Origin of the sequence: Xanthomonas cannabis pv. cannabis (assembly GCF_000802365.1) — a bacterium.
Classification (GTDB): Bacteria; Pseudomonadota; Gammaproteobacteria; order Xanthomonadales; family Xanthomonadaceae; genus Xanthomonas; species Xanthomonas cannabis.
In genome coordinates, this window is record NZ_JSZE01000116.1 from 1 (window position 1) to 10828 (window position 10828).

Genomic DNA, 10828 nt, shown 5'->3' on the forward strand with positions numbered 1-10828 from the left:
CGCCAAGACCGCCAGCAATGCATTCCCCTTCACCGCGTCGGCCAGCGTCCCGGCGCGCTGCAATACCTATGTCACCACCGACCTGGATTTCGGCAGCATCGCCGGCAGCATCGCCACCGCCATCGACCGCAGCTCCACCATCAGCCTGGCCTGCACCAACCGCACCGCCTGGAACATCGGCCTGGATGTCGGCGTCAACGCCAGTGGCAGCACCCGCCGCATGCGCCACGCCAGCAGCGCCAACTACATCACCTACGAGCTCTACAAGGCCCCCGGCCGCAGCAGCCGCTGGGGCACCACCATCGGGGTCGACACCCTGGCCGGCACCGGCAGCGGGGTGGCGCAAACCGTCACCGTCTACGGACGCGCCCCGGCTCCGCAGCTGCCTATCGCGGGCGCCTACAACGACACGGTGACGGTCTCGATCACTTACTGACAGTTAATAAAGTTCGTTTGGGGCACGTCGCTATCTGTTAAGTCTCCGCTGCAAACGATTGCCTTCATGATGCCGGTCACCTTGCCGAAGTGCGCGCTTTTGCTTGCCCTCGCTTGCAGCGCCTCCATCGCGACCGCGGCCAGCAACCGCGGCCCTGAAAACTCCACCCTGCACATCGGCCTGCGCCTGCTCAGCGGTTGCGAGCTGCGCACCACACCGCCACGCGCCAGCTGCTCGCGCGGCACGCCGGTCGCGATCGCCCAACCAGCGCCGAGCGCCGGGACGCCGCCGCTTGCCAGCACCGGCCAGGACGCCAGCGCCCTCGCCGGACCTGCGCCCAGCGGCGCCGCGCGCATCACCACCATTGCGTTTTGACCATGGCCACGTCCTGCTTCCGTCGGGCCTGGCTGGTGCTGGGCCTAACCATCCTGGCAACCAGCGGCAGCGCCGCCGGTGCCGAAATCGCCATCGCACCGACTACCGCGCACATCCCGGCCGACACCGATCAGACCGCCGTCTGGCTTTATAACCAGGACGCCCACCCGTGGCGTGCCGATGCCAGGCTCTACCGCTGGCGCCAGCAAGGCGATCGCGAGGTGCTGGAACCGGCCCTGGGCGCCACCGTCAGCCCCAGCCAGTTCGATATCCCGCCGCAAGGCCGGCAGTTGTTGCGGGTGATCCGCCTCGGCCCCAGCCCCGCGACCACCGAAGACAGCTACCGGCTGGTGGTAACCCAGCACGCCACCGGCCAGGAGACCGAGCTGCTGCGGTACTCCACCCCGGTGTTCGCGCTGCCCAGCGAATCGGGAAACGGGCATCCGCGCCTGCAGGTCTCGCTGACCGGCCAGGGCGTCGAGCGGACGCTGCGCGTGCACAATGCCGGGCTCAGTCACGCACGCCTGGCCGACCTGGCCTTCATCGATGCCGGCGGAACCCGCCGCAGCATTCGTGACGACCTGGCCGGCTATGTGCTTCCAGGCCAGACCCGGCAATGGGCACTGCCGGCCAACCTGCTCCCCGGTAGCGGCCGCTTCGTGGCACGCGTCAATGGCGATATCGAGAGCACGCTGACGCTGGAGCCCTGAGGGCCGGGATTAAAAATTCGGGATTGGGGATTTGCAGAAGCGTTGCTGGCCTCGCCGTCCTTCGGACTGTGCGACACGACCGGTCATTCGCGATCCGCTCTAAACCAATCTCCAATCCCGAATCCCGAATCCCCCAGCGATCGCTGTCAGCTGCCTCAGAACCATACCAATTGCACCACGCCGCCCAGCCAGCTATACTCCGCCGGCTGTTTTGCGTCTCTCACGCATTGCGTCGTTCACGTCGGACGTCACCGACGAATCCACACCTGCTGCCGCCATCCGCGCCGGGGTGCCCTCACAAGGGGTTCGTCGCGGAGGCAACAGGGAAGCCCAACCCCGGAATCTTGTGCGTTTGATGCGAGTCCCTCGCAACAGCCCGCACACCCATGTGCGGACTCCAAAAGTCAAGGCCGCGCACGGCGATTCCGCTCTCACGGAGTTACTTCAATGCCCCAAGTCACCATGCGCCAGATGCTGGAAGCCGGCGTCCATTTCGGCCACCAGACCCGCTACTGGAACCCCAAGATGGCGCCGTACATCTTCGGCGCGCGCGGCAAGATCCACATCATCAACCTCGAGAAGACCGTTCCGCTCTTCAATGATGCGATGAACTTCCTCTCCTCGATCGCGCAGAAGCGCGGCACCGTGCTGTTCCTGGGCACCAAGCGCAGCGCGCGCGAGTCCATCAAGGAAGAAGCCGAGCGTTGCAACATGCCGTTCATGACCCAGCGCTGGCTGGGCGGCACGCTGACCAACTTCCGCACCGTCAAGCAGTCGGTTGCCCGCCTGAAGGAACTGGAAGCGGCCGAGACCGACGGCACGTTCGACAAGCTGGTCAAGCACGAAGTGCTGGGCCTGCGTCGCGAGCGCGAGAAGCTGGACGCCTCGCTGGGCGGCATCAAGGAAATGAACCGCCTGCCCGACGCGATCTTCGTGATCGACATCGGCCATGAAGACATCGCCATCAAGGAAGCCAAGAAGCTCGGCATCCCGGTGATCGCCGTGGTCGACACCAACTACGATCCGGCCCTGGTCGACTACGCCATCCCGGGTAACGACGACGCCATCCGCGCCGTGCAGCTGTATGCACGCGCCGCCGCCGATGCCGTGCTGGAAGGCAAGGCTGCTGCGCCGAACTCCGCTTCGGTGCGCGAAGAAGAGTTCTCGGCTGATGCCGGCGACGAAGGCAAGGGCCGTCGCGCTCCGGCCAAGAAGGGCGACAAGAAGGCTGACGCCGCCGCTGCCGAGTAACCGGCGTGCAATGCGGCCGCACCATGCTGTGCGGCCGCAGCCCCGGCGGGTCCATCGCGACCCGTCGTACGGGCCACTGAAGACACAACGGGGGCGGCCAGCACGCTGCACCGTCTCCTACTGGCGGAATCCTTTCCGCCGCACGCATTCGTCCAATGAGGTAATCCCGTGGAAATCACTGCTTCCCTGGTCAAGGAACTGCGCGAGCGCACCGGCGCCGGCATGATGGAGTGCAAGAAGGCACTCGTCGAAAACGCTGGCGACATCGACGCCGCTGCCGAATGGCTGCGCAAGTCGGGTCTGGCCAAGGCCGACAAGAAGGCCGACCGCGTTGCCGCCGAAGGCCGCATCGCCACCGCACAGGCCGGCGGCAAGGCCGTGCTGGTCGAAGTCAACTCCGAGACCGACTTCGTCGCCAAGGACGAGAACTTCCTGGCCTTCACCGAGGTCGTGGCCAATGCCGCACTGAACTCGGACGCTGCCGATGCCGAAGCGCTCAAGAGCGTCAAGCTCGACAGCGGCGAGACCATCGAAGAGCGTCGCGCCGCAGTCATCGCCAAGGTCGGCGAGAACCTGCAGGTGCGTCGCCTGGTCCGCATCGACAGCGCCAACAACGTCGCGGCCTACGTGCACGGCGGCCGAATCGGCGTGCTGGTCGAGTTGAAGGGTGGCGACATCGAGCTGGCACGCGGCATCGCCATGCACATCGCTGCGATGAACCCGCCGCACGTCAAGGCGTCCGACGTTCCGGCCGAATTCATTGCCAAGGAAAAGGAAATCGAACTGGCTAAGATGTCCGAAAAGGACAAGTCCAAGCCGGCCGAGATCCTGGAAAAGATCATCAGCGGCAAGATCAGCAAGATCGTCAACGAAGTCACGCTGTACGGCCAGCCGTACGTGCTGAACACCGATCAGACCGTCGAGCAGGCCGTCAAGGCCGCCGGTGCGGACGTGATCGGCTTCCAGCGCCTGGCCGTTGGCGAGGGCATCGAGAAGGTGGTGGAAGACTACGCCGCCGAAGTGATGAAGCAGGCCGGCCTGGCCTGATCTTCGCCACATTGCAGAAGGAGCCGCGGCATGCCGCGGCTTTTTTTGTGCCCGTCCTTGCCGCACGGCGGGCCCAGCGCCCGAACCTGAAGCGAACACATCCGGCACGTGGCGAACCGTGCTCGACGCTACAGATCGGTTGACGGGTGCCGCTAAATCCAGATACCGACCAGGCTCTCGACACCCATCGCGCATGCAGCGCGGTGATGGCGGGGCATGGCGTGCCCTACTCAACGAACGCAGCTGTATGCTTGCGATCACCGTCGGCGATGACTCATGCAACCAGATCTTCAGGCCGCCCTGCACTACTGCCGCAACCTGCCGTCGCCGCCTGGCGTCGCGCTGCGCGTGATCGAACTGGCGCAGGACCCGGACGTGGACATGACCACCACGGCGAACGTCATCGGCATGGACATGGCCTTGAGTGCACGCATGCTGCGCGTGGCCAACTCGCCGCTCTACGCCAGCCGCCGCCGCGTCGACAACCTGGGCCAGGCGCTGACCATGCTCGGACTCAATGCCACCTTGAGTCTGGCGTTGGGCTTTTCGATGGTGCACGGCGTGCGCAACACCTTCACCGCCCATCCCCTGCATGAGCACATCTGGCGTCGCGCCGGATTGTGCGCGCTGGCCAGCCGCATCCTGGGCCAGGCCTATGGCATCCGCAAACCCGAAGAATTGATGCTGGCCGGCCTGCTGCAGGACATCGGCAAGCTGGCGCTGCTGCAAGGTGCGCCCGAGCTGTACGGGCCACTGCTGGACCAGGCGCCGGACAATGCATCGCTACTGGATGCCGAACGCGAACACCTGGGTGCCACCCATGCCGAGGTGGGCGCCTGGCTTGCGCATCAGTGGCAATTGCCGCCGTACCTGCAGAATGCGATCGCGCAGAGCGAGGACGAACCGGCGAGCCTGGAGCCGTTCATGGCCTGCGTCGCGCTGTCCGGGCGGCTGGCCGACATCTGGCTCTCGGCAAGCGCCGTCACCGCCACCGAACGCGCGCAGCGCCAGGCCCAGGACATCCTGGAACTGGATGCCGAGCGCTTCGAGAAAGTGATCGAACGCATCGCCGAATCGCTGCCCGAGCTGGAAGCGCTGTTCGACATCCGCGTGCCGCAACCCGAGCACATCCAGATGATCTTCGAGCAGGCGCGCGAACTGGCGATGCTGCGTAGCCTGCGCGAATTGCAGGACGTGGCCGAAGCGCGCCGGCATGCCGACGAATCGGAAAACCGCATGCGCCATCTGGCCGAACAGGCCAGCCGCGACGCATTGACCGGCGTGTTCAACCGCCATCAGCTCGGCACCGCGCTGACGCATGAGTTCGAACTGGCCTCGCGGCAGAGCTGGCCGCTGTCGATCGCCTTCATCGACCTGGACGACTTCAAGCGCGTCAACGATGCGCATGGCCATCTGGTTGGCGATGAAGTGTTGCGCAATTTTGCGCAGACACTGCAACGCATGGTGCGCACCAGCGATCTGGTGGCGCGCTACGGTGGCGAAGAATTCCTGGTGATCCTGCCCAACACACCGGCCGACGCGGCGCTGATGGTGATCGAGCGCATTCTTGCCGAGACTGCGCGCACGCCGATGGCGCAATTGCAGGGCGGCCCGTTGCATATCACCTTCTCTGCAGGCCTGGCCACGCACGGCGGTATCGAGCGCCAGTTCGAAAGCATCGAGCACCTGCTGCAGGCCGCCGACAGCACGCTGTATCGCTCCAAGCATCGCGGCCGCAACCGTGTCACCGCCTACGATGCGACCGATGTACCGACGCCGCCCAACCCGCGCGCACACTGAGCAACGCGCCACGTCGCCGCCGACAAAGGAATTTTTACCACGCCCGGGGACAGGCTTCCGCTAGAATTGCCGGCGTTTGCCGTCCCCTACCCCCGAGGCCTCCCCCATGTCCGAACTTTCCTATCGCCGCATCCTTCTCAAACTTTCCGGGGAGGCGCTGATGGGAGACGGGGACTACGGCATCGACCCCAAGGTCATCAATCGCCTGGCCCATGAAGTGATCGAAGCCCAGCAGGCCGGTGCGCAGGTCGCGCTGGTCATCGGCGGCGGCAACATCTTCCGCGGCGCCGGCCTGGCCGCCAGCGGCATGGACCGCGTCACCGGCGATCACATGGGCATGCTGGCCACGGTGATCAATGCGCTGGCGATGCAGGATGCGCTGGAGAAGCTCGGCGCCAAGGTGCGCGTGATGAGCGCGATCAAGATCAACGATGTCTGCGAAGACTTCATCCGCCGCCGCGCCATGCGTCACCTGGAAAAGGGACGCATCGCGATCTTCGCTGCCGGCACCGGCAACCCGTTCTTCACCACCGACTCCGGCGCGGCGCTGCGCGCGATCGAGATCGGCGCCGACCTGCTGCTCAAGGCAACCAAGGTCGACGGCGTGTACGACAAGGACCCGAAGAAGCACACCGATGCGGTGCGCTACGACAGCCTGACCTACGACGAAGTCATCCTGCAGGGCCTGGAAGTGATGGACACCGCGGCCTTCGCACTGGCACGCGACAGCGACCTGCCGCTGCGCATCTTCGGCATGAGCGAGCCCGGCGTGCTGCTGCGCATCCTGCGCGGCGAGCAGATCGGCACGCTGGTGCAGGGCCGGAGCTGAGGTTCGGGATTCGGGAGTCGGGATTGGAGAGTCGCAAAGGCACGGCGCGTCGCGTCGTGCAGCCGGCCTCCAACCCGGTGCCCTGCGTGAAAAGGGGGCGGCAAGTGAACCGGCTGCGCGGGTCCTGACGGCCTGCGAGTCGTGAAACCCCAGTCCCGGCTATAATCCCCGGATTCAGCTCCACACGGATTCCGGCGATGCTCACCCAGATCAAACAAGACGCGCAGACGCGCATGACCAAGAGCATCGATGCTCTGCGCCATTCCCTCACCACCATCCGCACCGGCCGTGCCTCGCCGGCGCTGCTGGACGGTATCAAGGTCAAGGCTTACGGCACCGACACGCCCCTGAATCAGGTCGCCAGCATCAGCGTCTCCGAAGGCCGCTCGCTGGTCATCAGCCTGTTCGACAAGGGCATGATCAAGGACGTGGAAAAAGCCATCTATGCCTCGGATCTGGGCCTGACCCCGACCGTGGTGGGCACCGTGATCCGCCTGAACCTGCCGCCGCTGACCGAGGAGCGCCGCAAGGAGCTCAGCAAGTCGGTGCATGGCGAAGGCGAAGACAGCAAGGTGGCGATCCGCAATATCCGTCGCGATGCCAACCAGCAGGTCAAGGATCTGCTCAAGGACAAGGCCGTCACCGAAGACGAAGCCCGCAGCGCCGAAGACGACATCCAGAAACTGACCGACAAGGCCATCAAGGACGTGGATGAGGTCGTCAAGGGCAAGGAACAGGAATTGATGACGGTCTGATCGTGGCATCGCCTGCCATGCATCCAGCCCCTCCCTCCGACGCGATACCGCGCCACATTGCCATCATCATGGATGGCAACGGGCGTTGGGCGCAGCGTCGGCGACGTCCGCGCATGATCGGCCATCGCGCCGGTGCGCGGGCGGTCAACCGCACCATCGATTTCTGCCTGGAAAAAGGCGTCAGCGCGCTGACCCTGTTCGCGTTCTCCAGTGAAAACTGGGGCCGCCCGCAGGAAGAAGTGGATGCGCTGATGAAGCTGTTCCTGCACGCGCTGGACCGCGAGGTCGACGAACTGCAGCGACGCGGCGTGCAGGTGCGTTTCATCGGCGAGCGGAGCCGCTTCGCCGCCCCGTTGCGCGACCGCATGGCGGCAGCCGAACGCAGCACCGCCGGCAACGCGCGGCTGGTGCTGAGCATCGCGGCCAGCTACGGCGGCCGCCAGGACATCGCTGCGGCTGCCCGCGTATTGGCCGAAGAGGTGGCCGCCGGTCGCCTGCAACCGCAGCAGATCGACGAAGCCCTGCTCGCCAGCCGGGTGGCCCTGGCCGATCTGCCGGCGCCGGATCTGTTCATCCGTACCGGCGGTGACACCCGCATCAGCAATTTCCTGCTGTGGCAGCTGGCCTACACCGAGCTGTGGTTCACCGAAACCCTGTGGCCGGAGTTCGATGCCGGCGTCCTGCAGCAGGCGCTGGATGATTACGCCGGGCGCGAACGTCGCTTCGGCCTGACCAGCGCCCAGATCGCCGAGAAGGCGACGGAGACTTCCTCCGCATGACCAAGACCCGCGTGATTGCCGCGTTGATCATGGCGCCGCTCGCCATCTGCGCGATCGTGCTGCTGCCCACGCAATGGCTGGCGGCGCTGGCGGCGGTGCTGTTCCTGACTGGGCTGTGGGAATGGCTCAAGCTGTCCGGCATCGACGACAGCCTGCCGCGTACCGTGCTGCTGGTGCTCAACCTGCTGCTGATGGTGCTGATGGTGTGGGCTTCGGCCGGCTCCATGGTGCTGTTCCAGATCGCCGCCCTGGTGGGCGTGGTGTGGTGGGTGCTGGCGCTGCTGTGGCTGCGCTTCTTCACCTTCGGTGCCGATCACGGCAACGGCCAGGCACGCGCGCTCAAGCTGGCCGCCGGCACCCTGGCGGTGCTGCCGGCCTGGGCCGCGCTGGTGCTGCTGCATGCCAACCCGGACAAGGGCAACCTGTGGCTGCTGACCGCGCTGACCATGGTCTGGGCGGCCGACTCGGGCGCGTATTTCGCCGGGCGTGCGTTCGGCAAGCACAAGCTGGCGCCGCGCATCAGCCCCAACAAGACCATCGAAGGACTGCTCGGCGGCATGGCCGCCGGTATCGCGGTGGCCTGCGCGTTCGGCTGGCTGGCCGGATTGACCCTGGCGCATGTGCCGCAGCTGGTGCTGGTTGCGGCCGTCGCGGTGCTGGCCTCGGTGCTGGGCGACCTGTTCGAGAGCCTGCTCAAGCGCCATGCCGGCGCCAAGGACTCGGGCACGGTGATCCCGGGCCACGGCGGCGTGCTGGATCGTATCGATGGCGTGCTCGCCGCCCTGCCGGTGTTCGCACTCGGCAAGGAAATTCTCGGATTCTAAGCATGGCTGGCTCTTCTCCCCGCCAGGTCGCCGTCTTCGGCGCGACCGGCTCGATCGGCACGTCGGCCCTGGACGTCATCGCCCGCCATCCGGACCGGCTGCGCGCCAGCGTGCTGTCGGCCGGCAGCCAGGTCGATGCCCTGCTGGCGCTGTGCGCCACGCACCGGCCCGCGCATGCGGTGATTGCCGACCAGGCGCTGTACCCGGTACTGCGCGACGGCCTGCGCGCCGCCGGGCTGGCCACCCAGGCGCATGCCGGCACCGCGGCGCTGGACGCACTGGCCGGCAGCGATGCCTGCGATACCGTGGTGGCGGCCATCGTCGGCGCCGCCGGCCTGCCCTCGACCCTGGCAGCCGCGCGCGCCGGCAAGCGCCTGCTGCTGGCCAACAAGGAATCGCTGGTGCTGGCCGGCGAACTACTGACCCGCACCGCTGCTGCCGCCGGCGCTGAAATCATCCCGATCGACAGCGAGCACAGCGCCATCTTCCAGTGCCTGCGCTCGTGCGATGCCAGCCGCGGCGTACGCCGGGTGATCCTCACCGCCTCTGGCGGCCCGTTCCGGGGCTGGGACCGCACTGCGCTATCGGCCGTGACGCCTGCGCAGGCCGTGGCCCACCCGAAATGGTCGATGGGGCCGAAGATCTCGGTGGATTCGGCCACGCTGATGAACAAGGGCCTGGAAGTCATCGAGGCGCACCACCTGTTCGGACTGCCCGGCGGGCAGATCGATGTGCTGGTGCACCCGCAGAGCCTGGTGCATTCGCTGGTCGAGTTCGTCGACGGCTCCACCCTGGCCCAGCTTGGCCTGCCGGACATGCGCACCACTCTGGCCGTTGGTCTGGCCTGGCCGGAACGGGTCGACTCCGGGGTGGCGGGACTGGACCTGCTGCAGCAGGGCCGGCTGGATTTCGAAGCGCCCGACACCGCGGCCTTCCCCTGCCTGCGGCTGGCCTGGGAGGCCTTGCGTGCTGGCGGAACCGCCCCGGCCATCCTGAACGCGGCCAACGAAGTGGCTGTTTCAGCGTTTCTTCAGGGCCGGATAGGTTTCCTAGCGATCCCAGCGTTGGTCGAACAAACGCTGACAACGCTTCCGCGGCACAATGCCGACACCCTCGACACCCTCCTTTCTGCCGACGCGCAAGCACGGCAGATCACCGAACGCGCACTCGCCCACCACGCCTTTCATGCCTGACCGAACCACGCAACCGAGTTGCATCCATGGGTGATTTCATCGGTTCGGTCTGGTGGATGATCGTCAGCCTGGGTGTGCTGGTGACCTTCCACGAATTCGGCCACTTCTGGGTCGCACGCCGGTGTGGCGTCAAGGTGCTGCGGTTCTCCGTGGGCTTCGGCAAGCCGCTGTGGATGCGTCGCGACCGGCACGGTACCGAGTTCGTGGTGGCGGCCATTCCGCTGGGCGGCTACGTCAAGATGCTGGACGAGCGCGAAGGCGACGTGCACCCGGCCGAGCAGGATCAGGCATTCAATCGCAAGACCGTGTGGCAGCGCATCGCCATCGTGGCCGCCGGCCCGATCGCCAACCTGCTGCTGTGCATGGCGATGCTGTGGGCGATGTTCGTGGTCGGCAAGCAGGATTATTCGGCCACTGTCGGCCGCGTCGACGGCCTGGCCGCCGCGGCCGGGCTGACTCCGGGCGAGCGTATCGTGCGCATCGATGGCCGCAGCGTGAGCAGCTGGAGCGATGCCAGCATGCAGCTCACCACCGCGGCGATGGACCGGCGCGACATCCAGGTACTCACCGCCACCGAGGGCGCCGGCAACAGCGAGCACACCTTGCGCCTGTCGCAGCTGCCGGTCGGCTTCGACGAGCGCCGCGTGGCCTCGCTGGCCGGGATCGGCTGGCAGTTCATGCTGCAGCCGCCGGTGATCGCCGAGGTGGTGCCCGGCTCGGTCGCCGACGGCCTGCTCAAGCCGGGCGACCGCATCGTGGCCATCGACGGCCAGCCGATCCGCTCGGGCGAGGACATCATTCCGCAGGTGCAGGCGCTGGGCGAGCACGG

General features: G+C 66.6%; 12 protein-coding genes. All 12 read left to right on the forward strand.

Annotated features, from left to right (window positions below):
• On the forward strand, nt 1–436 hold a 436-nt coding region (locus tag OZ10_RS16815), incomplete at its 5' end, for a Csu type fimbrial protein (RefSeq protein ID WP_039566049.1).
• A 48-nt stretch (nt 437–484) separates the two neighbouring features.
• The gene (locus tag OZ10_RS16820) at nt 485–811 is read left to right on the forward strand and encodes a hypothetical protein (RefSeq protein ID WP_068873844.1); all 327 of its coding nucleotides are present in this window, start codon (nt 485–487) and stop codon (nt 809–811) included.
• 2 nt (nt 812–813) lie between these two features.
• Nucleotides 814–1521: a fimbrial biogenesis chaperone gene (locus OZ10_RS16825; RefSeq protein WP_039412041.1), complete on the forward strand. Its 708-nt coding sequence runs from the start codon at nt 814–816 to the stop codon at nt 1519–1521.
• Between the two features lie 447 nt (nt 1522–1968).
• On the forward strand, nt 1969–2772 hold the full coding sequence (gene rpsB, locus OZ10_RS16830) for a 30S ribosomal protein S2 (protein ID WP_039412038.1): 804 nt from the start codon (nt 1969–1971) through the stop codon (nt 2770–2772).
• A gap of 168 nt (nt 2773–2940) precedes the next feature.
• Nucleotides 2941–3819, forward strand: a complete 879-nt coding sequence (tsf, locus tag OZ10_RS16835; protein ID WP_039412035.1) for a translation elongation factor Ts — start codon at nt 2941–2943, stop codon at nt 3817–3819.
• 276 nt (nt 3820–4095) lie between these two features.
• Nucleotides 4096–5619, forward strand: coding sequence for a sensor domain-containing diguanylate cyclase (locus OZ10_RS16840; RefSeq protein ID WP_039412032.1), 1524 nt, complete (start codon nt 4096–4098; stop codon nt 5617–5619).
• Nucleotides 5620–5725: 106 nt separating this feature from the next.
• A complete protein-coding gene (pyrH, locus tag OZ10_RS16845; RefSeq protein WP_039412029.1) occupies nt 5726–6448 on the forward strand; it encodes a UMP kinase in 723 nt (240 codons plus the stop codon).
• 197 nt (nt 6449–6645) lie between these two features.
• Nucleotides 6646–7203: a ribosome recycling factor gene (gene frr / locus OZ10_RS16850; RefSeq protein WP_039412023.1), complete on the forward strand. Its 558-nt coding sequence runs from the start codon at nt 6646–6648 to the stop codon at nt 7201–7203.
• 17 nt (nt 7204–7220) lie between these two features.
• Nucleotides 7221–7982 (forward strand): polyprenyl diphosphate synthase, encoded by a 762-nt coding sequence (uppS, locus tag OZ10_RS16855; RefSeq protein ID WP_039412018.1) that lies wholly within the window; start codon nt 7221–7223, stop codon nt 7980–7982.
• Nucleotides 7979–8806, forward strand: coding sequence for a phosphatidate cytidylyltransferase (locus OZ10_RS16860; RefSeq protein ID WP_039412015.1), 828 nt, complete (start codon nt 7979–7981; stop codon nt 8804–8806). Before uppS ends, OZ10_RS16860 begins: the two co-directional genes overlap by 4 nt.
• Before the next feature lie 2 nt (nt 8807–8808).
• Entirely contained in the window at nt 8809–9999 is a 1191-nt protein-coding gene (locus OZ10_RS16865) for a 1-deoxy-D-xylulose-5-phosphate reductoisomerase (protein ID WP_039412011.1), read from the forward strand.
• A gap of 26 nt (nt 10000–10025) precedes the next feature.
• Nucleotides 10026–10828: RIP metalloprotease RseP (gene rseP / locus OZ10_RS16870; protein ID WP_039566057.1), on the forward strand; the 803-nt coding region annotated here is incomplete at its 3' end.

Coding starts and splice junctions, on each gene's coding strand:
- OZ10_RS16825 (WP_039412041.1), top strand. CDS start 814: ATGGCCACGTCCTGCTTCCGTCGGGCCTGGCTGGTGCTGGGCCTAACC.
- rpsB (WP_039412038.1), top strand. CDS start 1,969: ATGCCCCAAGTCACCATGCGCCAGATGCTGGAAGCCGGCGTCCATTTC.
- OZ10_RS16840 (WP_039412032.1), top strand. CDS start 4,096: ATGCAACCAGATCTTCAGGCCGCCCTGCACTACTGCCGCAACCTGCCG.
- pyrH (WP_039412029.1), top strand. CDS start 5,726: ATGTCCGAACTTTCCTATCGCCGCATCCTTCTCAAACTTTCCGGGGAG.
- frr (WP_039412023.1), top strand. CDS start 6,646: ATGCTCACCCAGATCAAACAAGACGCGCAGACGCGCATGACCAAGAGC.
- uppS (WP_039412018.1), top strand. CDS start 7,221: ATGCATCCAGCCCCTCCCTCCGACGCGATACCGCGCCACATTGCCATC.
- OZ10_RS16860 (WP_039412015.1), top strand. CDS start 7,979: ATGACCAAGACCCGCGTGATTGCCGCGTTGATCATGGCGCCGCTCGCC.
- OZ10_RS16865 (WP_039412011.1), top strand. CDS start 8,809: ATGGCTGGCTCTTCTCCCCGCCAGGTCGCCGTCTTCGGCGCGACCGGC.